We start from the raw sequence: 15,779 nt of genomic DNA on the forward strand, positions 1-15,779 counted from the left end.
CGGGAAAAAAAGCGAGGCCGCACTTAGAAGTGTAATCCACCTGAATTAATGGATTAACGTGTCAGCCAACTGATTTGAACTGGCTCACCATACAAGATTATTCAATAATGCCCGTCGCGAGTGATTAACCAGTGGTTGAAGTATGAAAAAGACAATTTTTTCGTTGGCGCTGAGCACCTTTGGCCTGGGAATGGCTGAATTTGGCATTATGGGGGTTTTAACCGAGCTGGCACATGACACCGGCATTTCAATTCCCTCCGCCGGGAATATGATCTCGTTTTATGCCTTCGGCGTGGTGATTGGCGCTCCGATTATGGCGCTGTTCTCAGGCAAGTTCTCGTTAAAAACCACACTGCTGTTTCTGGTGGCGATGTCGGCAGTCGGAAATGCAATATTTACGTTTTCAACGTCTTACTTCTGGCTGGCACTGGGGCGTTTGATTTCTGGTTTTCCGCACGGGGCCATTTTTGGCGTCGGGGCAATTATCCTTTCTAAAATTGCGCCACCGGGGAAAGTGACGGTCGCGGTGGCCGGGATGATCGCCGGTATGACCGTAGCCAACCTGGTGGGTGTTCCACTGGGGACCTGGCTGGGGAACGAATTCAACTGGCGCTATACCTTTTTCCTGATTGCCGTGTTCGATGCGCTGGTGATCCTCTCCGTTCTGCTCTGGGTGCCGGATATCCACGACAAATCAGAAATCAAATTGACCGAGCAGTTCCACTTCCTTAAAAAACCAGAACCCTGGCTGATTTTTGCTGCCACTATGTGTGGCAACGCCGGGGTGTTTGCGTGGTTCAGTTTCATTAAACCATTTATGGTCAACGTCTCTGGCTTCACCGAAGGGGTGATGACAGCCATCATGATGCTGATGGGCCTTGGCATGGTGTTGGGCAATCTGTTGAGCGGTAAACTCTCGGGCCGCTTTAGCCCGCTGTGCATTGCGGCCACCACCGACATGGTGATTGTGACTTCTCTGCTGCTGCTTTTCGCTTTTGGAGAACTGAAAACGGCCTCATTGGTCATGGGGTTTATCTGCTGTGCCGGGCTATTCGCGCTCTCTGCGCCGCTACAAATTCTGCTTCTGCAGAATGCGAAGGGCGGTGAGATGCTGGGCGCAGCAGGTGGTCAGATGGCATTTAATCTCGGCAGTGCGATTGGTGCCTTTTTCGGCGGCATGATGATTACGCTTGGCTTTAGCTGGAGTTATGTCACGTTGCCTGCCGCACTCCTTTCGTTTTCGGCCATGAGTTCGCTGCTGATCTACGGCCATCTGCGGGCCAGACAGGCTCAGGCTAACGCTCGCGCGCTAGCCTGATTTTGTTCAGGCAAGCCAGGGTTCGCCCAGGGTCAGCATCAGACGGTTGGCCCAGGCAAAGAACGCTGTGGATTGCACCAGGTCCAGCTGCGCTAAGGTATCCAGCCCCTCTTTTTCCAGCGCGGCAAGGTGCAGCGGCGTGGCGGCTGGCGGCGTGACCGACAGCGCCGCCGCAAAATTAATCTCCGCCTGCCAGCGTGCTGACTGCCCCTCGCTCAGGGATTGCCCGGGACGTACCGCCAACAGGGCCTCTACCGCCGCGTCATCCTTAGACAGCTGGCTGGCTTTCCGCGCATGGACAGATGCGCAGTAAATGCAGCCGTTGATTTTACTGGCGACCGTTGCGGCCAGCTCGCGCTCGGCGCGCGGCAATCCCCCCGATGTATAAAAAATTCCTTTATCCGTCAAAGTACGCTGTTCAAGCACCAGCAGGTTGCGCCCCAGCAGGCGGAAGTAGTCGGAGTCGGTATGCCCAAATTTCGCCAGAATAGCGACCTCATCGTCACGAAAATCCTTCAACGGTTTGGCCGCTATCCACGGTTCCCAACCTAGCTCCTGCTGGGTGAACACGACGGGGGCCGCTTTACCGGTGACCGTTGTTGCGGTCGTGTGCCAGATGCCTGCCGCCACCGGCACATCGCTTTTGGCGACAGGTTTGTCGTTCAGAAGCCGCAACCCGGTGATGAGTCGGCTCTGGAAGCTCACAAACGCGACGAGTTGCGCCAGGGTAACAATGCCTTCCTTGCTCCATCCCGCCTGGGTCAGCGCCTTTAACGCTGCAGGCGTCGCTTCGATGGGGGAAAATGTCAGCAGGCGCGCAAAACTCAGCGCCGGGGTCAGGCGTTCTGAGGTGGGGTCGGCCAGGCCAAACCCCGCGTAGTGCGCGGCCAGCGCCTCCGAGTTGTGCCAACGGGCGATTTTTGCCGCCACGGTGAAGCGCTCGTTGAGTGCAAAATCATTATCCTGCTGGCTAAACAGGATTTCGTAGCTGCCTTGCGCGTGGCGCGTGGCGGCATCACGTGTGGCGCGCGCCTGCGCGAGAGGGGAACCGGGGGTAATTTCCGCCAGCTCGGCGAGAATGTCCTGACTTAATGACATGGGTGTCTCCTCAAAGGATGTGGGGGGCTATATGTTCGGCGATCAGTTCGATGGAGCGCAGCGTGTCGCGATGCGAAGGCTCGACCGAATGGACCTGGAATGAGATATCCGTGGCGCGCCTGAGAATGGAATCCGCATTAAGTGAACGCAGCACCGTTTCAGGCGAGCCGATATGGGCATCGAACTGGCGACGATAATCAGTGACGGTGTCACCTTTAACCGTATGTCCGGCAGCGCGATGCTGCTGAGCTTGTTTAGCGAGACCCGGCGTCGCGACTCTGAGCGCATAGTCATCGCTGTCAGCGACGAAGGCAGTACGGGAGGCCAGAATGCGCGGTGGAGTGCCCGAAGGTAGCGCCTCAAGGTAGGCATCCACAATCGGGTTCTGGATTGCGTCGAGCGTTAAATCCAGCTGATCCGCCGGACGCGGCTGCGTGCGGGAAAGCATTAAACCGTGTCCGGCCTGTGCGGCGCGAACGGCACCGTCAACTGAGAAGGTGGCAATCCAGATGCGGTCGGCCAGCTGTGGCGCAGGCGGGTAAAGGTGGTTATCCGGATGGGTAAGCGAATCGCCGCGCCAGGCGCTTTGGATCACATGCAGGTTCTCGGCAAACGCGGTCGCACGTTCTTCAAACGTCAGGCCGAACGGCAGAAAAGAGGTCGGCGTGCCGCCTGAGCCAAAACCGACTTCCAGGCGTCCGTCTGCAAGCAGATCCAGCACGGCGGCATCTTCCGCCACGCGCAGTGGGTTTTCCATCGGCAGGGTGATGATGGCCGTACCCAGGCGAATGGTTTCGGTATGCGCGGCGACGTGCGCCAGAAACAGCAGTGGCGACGGCAGGCCACCTTCACTTTCGTGGAAGTGGTGCTGTGCAATCCAGGCGCTGTCAAAACCGTGGCGTTCGGCGTGTCGGATATGTTCAGTTGCCAGACGGTAGCGCTCCTTCGGCGTAGCGTCGTCAAGCAGGCGGGTGAAAAACCCCAGGCGTTTTCGCGTCATGCGAACTCCTCCGTAGCGGGTGAAAAATGGGGAATGGCGTCAATCAGCTCGCGGGTATAGTCGTTCTGCGGTGACGCGAATAAGGTTCCGACGTCGCCCTGTTCGACCACCTGACCGCTGCGCAGCACCGTGACGCTGTGGGCGATCCGGCGAACCGTGGACAGATCGTGGGTAATAAAGAGATAGGTCAGCCCCAGTTGCTGCTGCAGCTGCTGAAGCAGAGCCAGAATCTGCGCCTGCACGGTGACGTCCAGCGCGGAGGTGGCTTCGTCCAGCACCAGAATAGTCGGCTCCAGGATCAGTGCCCGGGCGATGGCAACGCGCTGACGCTGTCCGCCTGAAAGTTCCCGGGCGGTACGGCTAAGAATATTGACGGGCAGAGCAACCCGCTGCACCACTGTCTCCACCCGGACCTTTCGCTCCGCCTTACCGAGGCGAGAAAAATTCTTCAGGGGCTCTTCGATGATCTCGAACAGCGTCTGACGTGGGTCGAGAGAGGCAAACGGGTTCTGGTAGACAAACTGGATCTTCTGGCGCAGCTGGCGACGGGCCTCGCGGCTAAGTGTGGTGGCATCAATATCATCAATAATGACCTGTCCGCTATCGGCCTGTTCAAAACCCAGCAAAATACGGGCGAGGGTGGTTTTTCCGGAGCCGGACTCACCCACCAGCGCATGCGTGCTGCCTCGCCTGACGTCAAACGTCACCTGATCAAGCGCCTGAAGCTGATTCCCTTTGCCCAGGGAGAATTGTTTGCTGATGGCGCGGGCGCGAATGGCCGGTGACGCGAGCGGCCGACCGGCCACCGGGGCGATGGTCAGGCGCTGGCCCTGGAGATCGCTTAACAGCTGGCGGGTATAGGCGTGCTGCGGCGTGCGCACGATATCGGCGGTGTTTCCTTGCTCCTGAACCTCTCCATCGCGAAAAACCAGCAGCCTGTCCGCGCGCTGTGCGGCCAGCGCCAGATCGTGGGTGACAAACAGAACGGCGGTATCTGATTCCCGCCGCAGGATATCCAGCAGATCGAGAATGCGTTTTTGCACCGTCACATCCAGCGCACTGGTGGGTTCATCGGCAATGATCACATCCGGGCGCAGGGCAATGGCGATGGCAATCAGCACGCGCTGTTTCATCCCGCCGGAGAGCTGATGAGGATACTGGCTCATGCGTTGTTCGGGGTGGCTCAGGCCGACCTTTACCAGCAGGGCGAGTACCTGCTCGTCGCGCTGAGCGCGAGTCACTTTCTGGTGTAACTGAATAATTTCTCCAACCTGCGCACCGATGGTCTTCACCGGGTTGAGCGAATTACCCGGATCCTGCGAAACCAGGCTAATTCGCGCCCCGCGAAGGGTATCGAGACGCTTAGCGGACCATCGGCTAATCTCCTCGCCGTTGAGCACTATTTTTCCTGCATCGCGCCGGGCGTTATCGGCCAGCAGACCGATAATCGCCTGCGCCGTGGTCGTTTTGCCTGAACCGGACTCGCCGACAAACGCCAGCATTTCTCCTCGCCCGAGCGTGAAGCTGACGTTATGCACCACCTCTCGCCACTGGCGCGCGGTGCGGTAGCTGATGGTCAGGTTTTCTACCGAGAGTACGGTCATTTCAGGCCTCCGCTGAACTGTTGGCTGATACGGTTGGTTGCCAGCACCACGGCGATAACGGCCAGGCCGGGGAAGGTGGTTAACCACCAGGCGGTAGAGAGATAGTTACGGCCTTCGGCAATCAATAAGCCCCATTCCGGCACGGGCGGCGGGGTGCCGTAGCCGAGAAAGCTCAGGATAGAAAGCGCCAGGATGGCCTGACCAAACTGCAGCGTGGCAAAGGCGAGGACGGTAGTTAAGGCGTTGGGCAGGATGTGTCGCCACAGCACCGCAAAGAAGGTCCCGCCGCTGCCATACGCCGCTTCGACATAATCCGTATGGCGGATGCACACCACTTCACCGCGCGCGAGGCGGGCGAAGCTGGCTATTGAGGCCACGCCTACGGCAATTGCGGCGTTAACGGTGCCAAACCCGAGCAGAATAATCACCGTCAGCGAGAGCAGCAGTGACGGGATGGAGAGCAACACGTCGACGAAACGCATCAGGAGAGACTCGATGCGTCCGGCGAACGCTCCGGCAACCACTCCTAAGCCGGTGCCTGCCAGTAGACCCATCGTAACGGCGGCCAGCGCCGCGGCCAGGGAGTGGGACGCACCATACACAATACGGGTGTAAACATCGCGGCCAAGCTGGTCGGTGCCGAGCCAGTGGCCCGCCTGCGGTGCCAGGCGCTGTGCACCCGCGATACCTTCAATCGGGCTGTAGTGAGTTAACAGGCCGGGTGCCACGGCGGCAAAAAGCGCAATGATAATTACTGCCCATGCCAGCCACAGCCCCGGTTGCCACTCGACTCCCTGCCAGGTGGGAACGCGTTTTCGCGCGGCGGCGGCGTAATCAACCAGACTCATGATGCACCTCCGGTTACGGTTTGCAGACGGGGATCCAGCAGCGGCATCAGCAGATCCACCAGCAGATTGATCAGGACAAAACCGAACGCGGAAATCATCACGACCGCCTGAAGCACGGCGATATCCTGGTTATTCACCGCCTGTTGGGTTAGTTGCCCGAGTCCGCTGCGGCCAAAAACAGTTTCCGTGATCAGCGCCCCGGCAATCAGCTCGCCGAGCAGCAGCCCGGCAATATTGAGCACCGGCAGCAGGGCGTTGCCGGTCACGTGACGCCACAGGACGGCGGTTTCACTCAACCCTTTGGCCCGGGCGACAGCGACAAACGGCTGTGCCGCCACCTGGTCCAGACTGCGCATCAGAATTTGTGCCAGCGGGGCGGAGATCGGGATCGCGATGGTTACGATCGGCAGGATCAGCCCCTGCAGCGGCGTCGGGTTAATCACCGGGATCAGCCGTAGCTGAAAAGAAAAAAGCTGGATGAGGGCAATGCCCAGCCAGAACGTCGGTAAGGAGATAAACAGAACCGGCAGAGACTGGAGGGTATTACTCAGCCAGCGCAGACCGGGCAGACGGGATGCAAACGCCAGCGAAAACGCCAGCAGGACCGCGAGCACAAATGCGGGCAGGGCAAGACTCAGGGTATCCGGCAGATTGCTGGCAATCAGCTCGCTGACCGGCACCCCGGCCTGTAGCGAATAGCCGAAGTCACCGCGCAGCATCGCTAGCAGCGTGTGGCCGTATTGCTGCCACAGCGGGCTGTCCGCGCCGTAGGCCACGCGCATCTCCTTGATTTGCGTCGGGCTTAAGCCCAGGTCCGGGTTCTGAAATTTAATCAGTACCGCGTCGCCCGGCAGCACCTGGAGCAACACGAACGAGAGGGTAAAGGCGGCCCACAGTACCAGCAGCCCGTGCCCAAAGCGTTGAAGAAGTGCGTGGCGCATCGTCAGCTCCTCAGTGTTTCTCAATCCACGCACCGTAGAACGACGGGCGGCCTACCGCTTCAAAATTGACACCTTTCAGCCACGGCGCACCGGCAAAGACCTGCGGCTCCTCGAAAATCGGAATGACGTAGGCGTTATCCAGCAGGTAGCGTTGGGCGTCTCCTGTCAGTTGCAGGCGTTTTTGCGGATCAACCTCAGCAGAAATGTTCACCAGCAGTTCATTTAACTTATCGTCACGGAAGTTTTTGACCTTGTTGCTGGATCCCCCTTTTTGCAGCAGCGCGTCGCGGTTAGCCGGGTAGAACATACTTTTCACCACGTCCGGATCGGCGCGACCCACTTCGGAGACGGTTAAAGGAGTTTTCAGCGGGTCAAGGTTATCCAGCGTACGGCTGCCTGCGTCGCCCGCTTTAACGCTCAGCGCCACGCCCACCTGTCGCCACTGCTGGGCAACCAGCTGCAGCACCTCTTTGTTTTGCGGCTGCGGCAGGGATTCATACACCGTCAGTGCCAGACGTTGGCCGTCTTTGGCGCGTATCCCGTCGCTGCCTGCTTTCCAGCCCGCGTCGTCCAGCAGTTGGTTGGCTTTTGCTGGATCAAAGGTCAATTTGTCGCTGAGATCGACAAAGCCAGCGGCGGAATCGGCAATCACTGACTTCGCCTGTGGATAGTTGGCCGAGAAGAGGGTCTCGACCACCTGTTTTGCATTGGTAGCGTGCAGGAGCGCCTGACGAACCCGAATGTCGGAGACCAGCGGGTTATCCGGGCGGAAGCTGATGCTGTCGTTCACGCCACGCGTCGGCGCGGCGTAGATCTTATAGCCCTGGTCGGTCGCCTGCTTTTCGTCATATGCCTGCACCTGGCGAATAAAGTCGGCCTGACCGGCCAGCAGGGCGCCCACGCGCACGCTGTCTTCCTGGGTCACGATAAACTTGATGCCATCGAGATTGGCTGGCCCCTGTTGCGGCAGATTTTTGGGCCCCCACTGGTAGTCCTTACGCGCTTCCAGCGTTACTTCACGACCCAGTTTCTCGTCCTTCACCACAAACGGGCCAGAGCCAATGATATGACGGGCATCCCCCAGCTCTTCAAAGTTGCGCTTCAGCGTGCTGAGCGAGACCAGACCCGAGCCAATGGTGGCGGTGCCTTGCAGGAACCCCGGTGACGGTTTTTTGAAGTAAAACTTCACGGTCAGCGGGTCGACCACTTCACTGCGATCGTAGCTATTAATCACTTCTGACACCGGAAGGCGCTGCGCTTTATTGCCTAAACCGTAGGTATCAAAGTTTTTTGCTACGGCGTTGGCATCCAGCGGCGTGCCGTCGGAGAAGGTAATACCGGGACGCAGTTTAAAGGTGTATTCGGTTTTATCGGCGTTGGTTGTCCAGCTTTCTGCCACCCAGGGTTCCACCTGCAGCGTCCTGGGGTTCTGCCACGTCAGTTTGTCGGTGATTTGATTCAGAATGCCGCCGTTCGGGTAAAAACCACCGGCAGGCGGATAAAGGTTAGTGTGTGCCTGTTGCTCCAGATAAATCAGCGTACCGCCTTTGACGGGCGCATCGGCGGACCAGGCTGCGGTTGTCGCCAGAATCAGCGCCGTCAGTAACGGCAGACGAAATGGGATTTGCATGGTGAATTCCTTTGTTATCTTCTTGTTAGCGTCGGATTCATCATCAGGCGCTGGGGAAAACAAGGGAACAAAGGAATTAAGATAAGGATTGCCGGAAAATGGCTATAAAAACCGCCCCTGTCAGGAGCGGTAATTGAACGGTGGGTGATTATGAACGCAGGTCAATCACCATACGGCCACGGATCTGACCCTGTTCCATCTCTTTAAAGATGGCGTTGATGTCTTCCAGCGGACGCATCGTGACTTTCGGCACGACCTTGCCTTCTGCCGCAAACTGGAACGCTTCCTGCAGATCCTGGCGGGTACCAACCAGCGAACCGACGACCTGAATACCGTCCAGCACCAGACGTGGAATGTCGAGGTTCATTGCTTCCGGTGGCAGGCCAACCGCGACCACACGGCCACCGGCACGTACGGCATCGACCGCTGAGTTGAATGCTGCTTTTGCGACGGCAGTGACGACTGCGGCATGCGCGCCGCCGGTTTTTTCCTGCACAATTTTCGCTGCATCTTCGCTGCGGGAGTTGATTGTTAAATCCGCACCCATGCTTGCCGCCAGCTTCAGTTGTTCGTCATTAACGTCAAGAGCGATGACTTTGGCGTTAAAGACGTTTTTAGCGTACTGCAGCGCGAGGTTACCCAACCCACCCAGACCATAGATTGCAATCCACTGACCCGGTTTGATACCAGACACTTTTACCGCTTTATAGGTGGTAACGCCGGCACAGGTGATGCTGCTGGCAGCAGCCGAATCCAGACCGTCCGGCACTTTTACCGCGTAATCCGCGGTGACGATGCACTCTTCCGCCATCCCGCCATCAACGGAGTAACCGGCATTTTTCACATCGCGGCACAGGGTTTCGTTGCCGGTATTACAGTATTCGCAGTGACCACAACCTTCAAAAAACCATGCCACGCTTGCGCGATCGCCGACTTTCAGCGATTTCACGCCAGGGCCGATTTCTTTAACGATCCCAATCCCTTCATGTCCCAGGATAACCCCGGTTTTATCGCCGAAATCACCGTTCTTCACGTGGAGGTCAGTATGGCAGACGCCACAGCACTCCATCTTCAGCAGTGCCTCCCCATGCTTTAACGAACGTAATGTTTTTTCGGTGACATTGACCTGGTGATCCTGAGTAACAACAGCAGCCTTCATGTGTATCTCCTTGTTCATGATTAGAATGTGCGTAGCAGGTGTAATGCCCATTAAGGATTAATTCATTAGCCAGGTAATGCAAGGCTACGGCAACATAATGTCATCATTTGATTCGATTTAAGATTAAGAATACGGCGATCCCTCTAATAATTAAGAGGAAAAGACTGACCCGACGAGCGACTCGCCGGGCGCAGTTTTACAGCTGTGCTTCTATATCTTTAATCTCTTTACGCCATTGCGCCTGAAGCTGTGGCTTCTGATGCTTCGGCTTCCGTGCCAGATCGTCTTCCAGCAGCGTTTCCAGCGCGACCAGCCGTTCAAGCAGATCGTCATACGGCGAGGGTTGAACCATCGCGGCAGCAGCGGGCGCTGCTGATGTCACCAGCCCAGCGCTTTCACGCAGACGCTCAAACACCGCTTCTGCATCGTGCCACTCGCTCAGCTTTCCCTCTTCAATCAGCCAGAAACGGTTGCAGCTTTCGCTAATTAACTGGCGGTCATGGCTGACCAGCAGAACACCGCCTTCGAACTGCTGAAGAGTTTGCGCCAGCGCCTCTTTGCCTTCCATGTCCAGATGGTTGGTGGGTTCATCCAGCATCAGCAGGCTGTAGCGGGCAAGCGTCAGGCCAACGAACAGCAGGCGCGAGCGTTCGCCACCGCTGAGCGTGCTGACCGTTTGCCCGTGACGTGCCCACGGGAAACCCGCGCTTATCAGTGCCATTTTGCGAGATTGCGGGTCGGGTGCGAAAGGCTCCAGCGCGTCGAGCAGCGTGGCGTTGTCCGCAAGCTGATGAAGCGTCTGGTCGTAATAGCCTGGCGACACGCGCGGGTGCAGCTTCAGTCCGTCGTGGGCCAGTTCATCGGTAAACTGTCGCCAGATAAGCTTCATCAGTGACGATTTGCCGCAGCCGTTACGACCGACAATCGCCACACGATCGCCGCTTTTCAGGCGCGCTGTCTCAATGCTGAACAGGCTGGGTAGCCCAGGAGCAGGGGGGACGCCGAGATTTTCAATCTCCAGCAGACGGTCGGCCCGCAGCGCATCACCACGCAGGGTTAATGTCCACGGACTGCCTGCGGTGAGCTCCGTCTGGCTCTCCCTGAGCCGTTCGACCTGTTTTTCCATCTGTTTGGCTTTGCGGGACAGATCTTCGTTGTCGTAAACCTTACCCCAGGTTGCCAGCCGTTTTGCACTGGCAGTAACACGGTCGATCTCCTTTTGCTCCGCCTTATGGCGCAGCGCATCGCTTTCGTCTTTGGCTTCCAGCGCTTTACGTGCTGCCGTGCAGGGAAGGGCAAAGTAGTTCAGCGTCTTATCACGCAGGATCCAGCTACCGTTGGTGACGGCATCCAGTAACTGTCTGTCATGTGAAACCAGTACGAAACTGCCTGACCAGTTCTGCAAAAATTGCTCAAGCCAGAGCATGGTGGGTAAATCGAGATGGTTACTCGGTTCATCCAGCAAAAGCAGATCCGGCTCGTGAATCAATGCCCGCGCCAGCAGCAAACGAGTGTGTTGCCCGCCGCTGAGGGTGGCGGATTGCAGCATCATATCTTGCGGAGTGAAGCCCATGGACGCGAGCAACGTTTCGGCTTTCCAGCGCAGGCTGTCACGTTCAGCTGAAGGTAACTGCGCCAGCACGGCATCCAGCATGGTCAGCGGAAAAATAGCGTCCGGCAGGTGTTGTTCTACCCGTGCCATCAGGCAGTGTCCGGCCAGCGCAACCGTTCCGGCAGCAGGGGAATCTGTGCCGTCCAGCACCTTCAGCAGCGTACTTTTGCCACAGCCGTTGTCGCCCAGCAAACCGATGCGGTCGCCTTTTTTCAGCGTAAAGGAGAGTGAGTCGAAGAGCGTGCCAAACGCCGTATCAACACGTAAAGATTGTGCAGTGAGTAAAGTGCTCATTGTTGCTTACCCAAGAGTTACAGGCATGTTCATGCCTCGTCAAACATCGCTGACGATAACTCAGTAAGCCCGAGAGAAAGGATTTCAGGGGGTGGTGTCTTCGCTCAAGCAGAAGTTATCGCAGCACGATACCGATAACGCTTGAGCTGGTGCGATCACCAAATGTATGTGAAACATTGAAAATTTCACAGTACAGCATAATTGGCCTCCTTATTTGTTATGAGTTTACAATTAAATAACACTATACAATTTTTTTCAGTACTTACCAAGCAGAGAGGTAATATTGCTTTCAAGGATATAAGCAAACACAAGGTTTCATTTTCGCCACTTGTCACTGCTCTGTGATGAAATTGACCATTTCCTCTCTTTGTTAAGGTCAAAGGAGGCGAAGCCTCCGCTGGCACCTGGTCATCATGCGCAACAACGATCGTTCCATGAATCACGATAGATAATATTACCCTCTGTATACTTCCAGGTAATCGCTTCATAACGTAATTCGAGCGTTTCAAGGTGCGTACTGCTTATACCGTTAGGAGACAGGTAGGGTGCAACCGTTGTAAACTTGACGTTTTCCAGAATGATATTGAAATACTCGGCCTCAATACCTGATTCCAGAATACGGTACATTTTAATTGTGGCCTTCTTCATGGTTCGGCCTTCACAGACAGCGCGGTACAAAAGTGGTGTTGTTTGATCAAATTCCTTCACTATTGTGATAGGGCGATGGACACGCGTTCCTGTTAATTTTCCCCAGCTTGGGTCGACCGGGATAGTGACACCGTGAGAGAAGGATTTTAACTCGATAGACCCCAGCCGAAGTGGCATAAGGCAACTGCCAACGATCGGTGAACCATTTTCATCTTCAAGCCATAAGTGTGCGGGTATAGACATAATATTTCCTTATGCATAAATTTACGATAATGCTAACGTTTGAGTCTTGCAATTTCATATATTGATAAAACAACCATCACAAACACAAAGAATAATGGGGTCAGCCAGATTGGGGTATCAGGGAATAATGAGCCCTGAATCAAGGCGAATACTACTGTCAGCGCTGATGGGCCATAATACGAAACTAACGACCTGAACATTCGCCTGAAAAATCTTTTAATAAGATTCATCATGGTTATCGAACCATCCTGGTTATGATATCCGCAATTTCATCATCCGATGCCCATTGTGCTGTAAGCGCCTTAGCCCGCTCAAACACTGGCTCTATCAGGAAATACATCATTTCCAACTCTTGAACGTATAGCGCTGAGTAGTATGCGGGATAAGTAATGTGAAGACGATACGCGCTGTCTGCCGCTTTTTGGACAATGCCGTATATGCCAATAATTCCAACAGCCTGTCCCGCTCTTCGCCCTGCCAGGGCACTGATTTCAAGGTTTAGATTCATGCCTGCTGCGACAAATGATGCCGTTGCTAAAGCAAACCCCACGTTTGTGAGTGAGCTTGCGGCAATATGGATATTAACAGCCATAAGCATTTGTTTGATACGTTCAAGCTGTTCTGTGGTTTTATCTTTAAATATTTCTTCGAAATAAATTTTGAACATGTCATACGCAACATTGTTATGTCGAAGAAGATAAATAACACCGTTTCTAAATCGAATGTCTTCAGTTTTTTGTTTCTTGCATACGTCCTGATATTCATCAGTAAAGCAGGACGTATAATACAGCGCGCGCGTTGCACCTGCGCCGATCGTTTCAATCTGATTTGATACGGCTTTTCCTACACCCGTTAATGCGTGGTCGAGTTTTAACGCAAGAATTTTATTCGCCTGCAAGTAACTTATCACTTCATTTCTGTAGTACATGACCGCTCCTTGCTTCCCTCGCGATCTTGTACATCAACAGCGCCTTTGATATCTGCGCCGCCGTCATCTTTTAGCCAAAGATATGCCGGAATTGCCATTTTAATACCCTTTTTCAATTAATGAGTTTAGTGATGTGGAACGTTACTAAACCCTTAAAAGAATTTGTTTATTAGGCAAAAAGTGTTATACGAAAACTTTATATTTCAACGAGATATGGATTATTGTTGAATTATTGATTTTTTAAATAAGGGGTAGGGGAACGCCGTTGTAGCGGCTAAGAAAATAAAGAGAGGAGGGTGTTCACGTTCCCTCTCCCTTTTGAGGAGAGGGAACGGTTGGGGCGCAGAGTTAAATCGACGTCCGGCGATAACTCCGGTATTCAGGCTTCCAGAAGTTATCGTCGATGGCCTGTTGCAGCGCATCGGCAGAAGTTTTCACCGCCACGCCCTGCTGCTGCGCCATTTTACCTACCGCAAACGCGATAGCGCGCGACACCTTGTGGATATCTTTTAGCTCTGGCAGCACCAGTCCTTCACCGTTGTTGACCAGCGGCGAGTAGCCTGCGAGGGTTTCGCTCGCCGACATCAGCATTTCATCGGTGATGCGAGATGCGCCGGAGGCGATCACGCCCAGACCAATGCCCGGGAAGATGTAAGAGTTGTTGCACTGGGCAATAGGATAGGATTTATCCTTCCACACCACCGGATCAAACGGGCTGCCGGTGGCAACCAGGGCGTTACCTTCAGTCCAGGCGATGATGTCCTGCGGCGTCGCTTCCACGCGGGAGGTCGGGTTAGAGAGCGGCATCACGATAGGGCGCTCGCAGTGCTTTTGCATCTCGCGAATGATCTCTTCAGTGAAGAGACCGGTTTGCCCGGAAACGCCGATCAAAATATCCGGCTTCACGTTGCGCACCACGTCCAGCAGGGAGAGCACTTCGTTGTCGGTATCCCAGTTTTTCAGGTTTTCACGTTTCTGCACCAGCTTGGTCTGGAACGGCAGCAGGTTTGGCATACCGTCGGTCAGCAGGCCGAAACGGTCAACCATAAAGACGCGAGAGCGCGCCAGCTCTTCGCTTAACCCTTCACGCTGCGTCTGCGCGATAATCTGCTCGGCAATACCGCAGCCGGCAGAGCCTGCGCCGAGGAAGACAATTTTCTGATAGCTTAACTGGCTGCCTGCCGCGCGGCTGGCGGCGATCAGCGTACCCACGGTGACCGCTGCGGTGCCCTGGATGTCGTCGTTGAACGAGCAGATTTCGTCGCGATAGCGGTTCAGCAGCGGCATAGCGTTTTTCTGCGCGAAGTCCTCAAACTGCAGCAGCACGTCCGGCCAGCGGTGCTTCACGGCCTGGATGAAATCATCGACAAACTGATAGTACTCATCGTCGGTAATACGTGGATGACGCCAACCCATATAGAGCGGATCGTTGAGCAACTGCTGGTTGTTGGTGCCGACATCCAGCACCACCGGCAGGGTATACGCCGGGCTGATACCACCGCAGGCGGTATACAGGGAGAGTTTGCCGATGGGGATCCCCATCCCGCCAATGCCCTGGTCGCCGAGGCCGAGAATACGCTCACCGTCGGTCACCACGATCACTTTGATATTGTGGTTAGGTACGTTTTGCAGAATGTCGTCCATATTGTGACGGTTCTGATAAGAGATGAAAACGCCGCGGGAACGACGGTAGATCTCAGAGAAACGCTCGCAAGCCGCACCCACCGTCGGGGTGTAGATCACCGGCATCATCTCTTCGAGATGATTCTGCACCAGGCGATAGAAGAGGGTTTCATTGGTATCCTGAATGTTACGCAGGTAGATATGTTTGTCGATTTCAGTTTTGAAGCCCTGATACTGGATCCACGCACGCTCTGCCTGTTCTTCAATGGTTTCAACCACTTCCGGTAACAGACCCAGCAAATTAAAGCTGCTGCGCTCTTCCATGCTGAAGGCACTGCCTTTATTCAGCAAAGGAAATTCGAGTAAAACTGGCCCGGCATAAGGGATGTATAAGGAACGATGTTTTTTCAGTTTGTTGTCCATGTCACTCACTCTTTTTTGAAGATCCGTCCCTGACACTGCTGTTTGTCATCTTTCTGGCCTGTGCTACGGGATGCGGTCAGGCGGTATTATAAAGGAGCTAAATATGAATTACCGCAACACATAAACAAAAACACCATCGGAAGACCGATGGTGTTGAGGTTCTGTTTCTGGAACTTACTTGCCCGCGTGGCGTTTTCTGCCGGTGGCGTGGGTGACTTGCGTTTCATGGTCGCCTTCAATCACCACTTTACGTTGGTTAGAAAGCTTGTAGTTCAGCCCCAGAATGTGGCGTGCCTGACGGTTCGATTTCATGTTAACTCCTCAATCCTGTTGATAGTTTTAAGGACCAGTTTGCTCACGCAAACGAAATGTAACCCCTTAGGTTGCACATCCAGCATAGCAGGTTTTTA

Annotated in this window: 13 protein-coding genes and 1 pseudogene; 1 reads left to right on the forward strand and 13 read right to left on the reverse strand. The window is 55.1% G+C overall.

The features are described 5' to 3' along the window. Nucleotides 1-142 precede the first annotated feature (142 nt). Entirely contained in the window at nucleotides 143-1,318 is a 1,176-nt protein-coding gene (gene araJ / locus HED65_RS01710; protein ID WP_114977158.1) for an MFS transporter AraJ, read from the forward strand. 6 nt (nucleotides 1,319-1,324) lie between these two features. Here araJ and HED65_RS01715 read toward each other — a convergent pair whose 3' ends face one another. The 13 genes and pseudogenes from HED65_RS01715 to sra all read right to left on the reverse strand — a co-directional run bounded on the left by HED65_RS01715 (nucleotide 1,325) and on the right by sra (nucleotide 15,681). Then, nucleotides 1,325-2,416 carry an alkylhydroperoxidase domain protein gene (locus HED65_RS01715; protein ID WP_114977159.1) on the reverse strand — a complete coding sequence of 364 codons (1,092 nt, stop codon included), beginning with the start codon at nucleotides 2,414-2,416 and terminating at the stop codon, nucleotides 1,325-1,327. 10 nt (nucleotides 2,417-2,426) lie between these two features. Further along, nucleotides 2,427-3,416, reverse strand: a complete 990-nt coding sequence (locus tag HED65_RS01720; RefSeq protein WP_114977160.1) for a putative FMN-dependent luciferase-like monooxygenase — start codon at nucleotides 3,414-3,416, stop codon at nucleotides 2,427-2,429. Next, nucleotides 3,413-5,020 carry a dipeptide ABC transporter ATP-binding protein gene (locus HED65_RS01725; RefSeq protein WP_114977161.1) on the reverse strand — a complete coding sequence of 536 codons (1,608 nt, stop codon included), beginning with the start codon at nucleotides 5,018-5,020 and terminating at the stop codon, nucleotides 3,413-3,415. The genes HED65_RS01720 and HED65_RS01725 overlap by 4 nt, the downstream gene beginning before the upstream one ends. After that, complete coding sequence (locus HED65_RS01730; RefSeq protein ID WP_114977162.1) at nucleotides 5,017-5,868, reverse strand: ABC transporter permease; 852 nt, start codon at nucleotides 5,866-5,868, stop codon at nucleotides 5,017-5,019. Before HED65_RS01730 ends, HED65_RS01725 begins: the two co-directional genes overlap by 4 nt. Then, nucleotides 5,865-6,809, reverse strand: a complete 945-nt coding sequence (locus HED65_RS01735) for an ABC transporter permease (RefSeq protein WP_114977163.1) — start codon at nucleotides 6,807-6,809, stop codon at nucleotides 5,865-5,867. The genes HED65_RS01730 and HED65_RS01735 overlap by 4 nt, the downstream gene beginning before the upstream one ends. 10 nt (nucleotides 6,810-6,819) lie before the next feature. After that, nucleotides 6,820-8,439 (reverse strand): TIGR04028 family ABC transporter substrate-binding protein, encoded by a 1,620-nt coding sequence (locus tag HED65_RS01740; protein WP_114977164.1) that lies wholly within the window; start codon nucleotides 8,437-8,439, stop codon nucleotides 6,820-6,822. Nucleotides 8,440-8,587: 148 nt separating this feature from the next. Further along, a complete protein-coding gene (gene adhP, locus HED65_RS01745; protein ID WP_114977165.1) occupies nucleotides 8,588-9,598 on the reverse strand; it encodes an alcohol dehydrogenase AdhP in 1,011 nt (336 codons plus the stop codon). A gap of 196 nt (nucleotides 9,599-9,794) precedes the next feature. Then, nucleotides 9,795-11,504, reverse strand: coding sequence for an ABC-F family ATP-binding cassette domain-containing protein (locus HED65_RS01750; RefSeq protein WP_114977166.1), 1,710 nt, complete (start codon nucleotides 11,502-11,504; stop codon nucleotides 9,795-9,797). Between the two features lie 411 nt (nucleotides 11,505-11,915). After that, nucleotides 11,916-12,395, reverse strand: a complete 480-nt coding sequence (locus HED65_RS01755; protein WP_049006491.1) for an Hcp family type VI secretion system effector — start codon at nucleotides 12,393-12,395, stop codon at nucleotides 11,916-11,918. A gap of 235 nt (nucleotides 12,396-12,630) precedes the next feature. Beyond that, nucleotides 12,631-13,323, reverse strand: a complete 693-nt coding sequence (locus HED65_RS01760; protein WP_114977168.1) for a hypothetical protein — start codon at nucleotides 13,321-13,323, stop codon at nucleotides 12,631-12,633. Between the two features lie 5 nt (nucleotides 13,324-13,328). After that, nucleotides 13,329-13,421, reverse strand: a pseudogene (locus HED65_RS01765) (type VI secretion system tube protein Hcp); the annotation flags it as partial. 250 nt (nucleotides 13,422-13,671) lie between these two features. Further along, nucleotides 13,672-15,369: an NAD-dependent malic enzyme gene (locus HED65_RS01770; protein WP_114977169.1), complete on the reverse strand. Its 1,698-nt coding sequence runs from the start codon at nucleotides 15,367-15,369 to the stop codon at nucleotides 13,672-13,674. Between the two features lie 174 nt (nucleotides 15,370-15,543). Next, a complete protein-coding gene (sra, locus tag HED65_RS01775) occupies nucleotides 15,544-15,681 on the reverse strand; it encodes a stationary-phase-induced ribosome-associated protein (RefSeq protein ID WP_008501714.1) in 138 nt (45 codons plus the stop codon). Between the last annotated feature and the right edge of the window lie 98 nt (nucleotides 15,682-15,779).

The sequence above is a fragment of the Pantoea sp. LS15 genome (genome assembly GCF_012241585.1).
In the GTDB taxonomy this organism is placed as follows: Bacteria; Pseudomonadota; Gammaproteobacteria; order Enterobacterales; family Enterobacteriaceae; genus Enterobacter.

Bases quoted from the DNA above. Each gene is read 5' to 3' on its own strand.
- HED65_RS01755 (WP_049006491.1), bottom strand. From the start codon at position 12,395: ATGTCTATACCCGCACACTTATGGCTTGAAGATGAAAATGGTTCACCG.
- HED65_RS01730 (WP_114977162.1), bottom strand. From the start codon at position 5,868: ATGAGTCTGGTTGATTACGCCGCCGCCGCGCGAAAACGCGTTCCCACC.
- HED65_RS01760 (WP_114977168.1), bottom strand. From the start codon at position 13,323: ATGTACTACAGAAATGAAGTGATAAGTTACTTGCAGGCGAATAAAATT.
- sra (WP_008501714.1), bottom strand. From the start codon at position 15,681: ATGAAATCGAACCGTCAGGCACGCCACATTCTGGGGCTGAACTACAAG.
- HED65_RS01770 (WP_114977169.1), bottom strand. From the start codon at position 15,369: ATGGACAACAAACTGAAAAAACATCGTTCCTTATACATCCCTTATGCC.
- HED65_RS01750 (WP_114977166.1), bottom strand. From the start codon at position 11,504: ATGAGCACTTTACTCACTGCACAATCTTTACGTGTTGATACGGCGTTT.
- HED65_RS01720 (WP_114977160.1), bottom strand. From the start codon at position 3,416: ATGACGCGAAAACGCCTGGGGTTTTTCACCCGCCTGCTTGACGACGCT.
- HED65_RS01740 (WP_114977164.1), bottom strand. From the start codon at position 8,439: ATGCAAATCCCATTTCGTCTGCCGTTACTGACGGCGCTGATTCTGGCG.
- HED65_RS01715 (WP_114977159.1), bottom strand. From the start codon at position 2,416: ATGTCATTAAGTCAGGACATTCTCGCCGAGCTGGCGGAAATTACCCCC.
- HED65_RS01725 (WP_114977161.1), bottom strand. From the start codon at position 5,020: ATGACCGTACTCTCGGTAGAAAACCTGACCATCAGCTACCGCACCGCG.
- HED65_RS01735 (WP_114977163.1), bottom strand. From the start codon at position 6,809: ATGCGCCACGCACTTCTTCAACGCTTTGGGCACGGGCTGCTGGTACTG.
- araJ (WP_114977158.1), top strand. From the start codon at position 143: ATGAAAAAGACAATTTTTTCGTTGGCGCTGAGCACCTTTGGCCTGGGA.
- adhP (WP_114977165.1), bottom strand. From the start codon at position 9,598: ATGAAGGCTGCTGTTGTTACTCAGGATCACCAGGTCAATGTCACCGAA.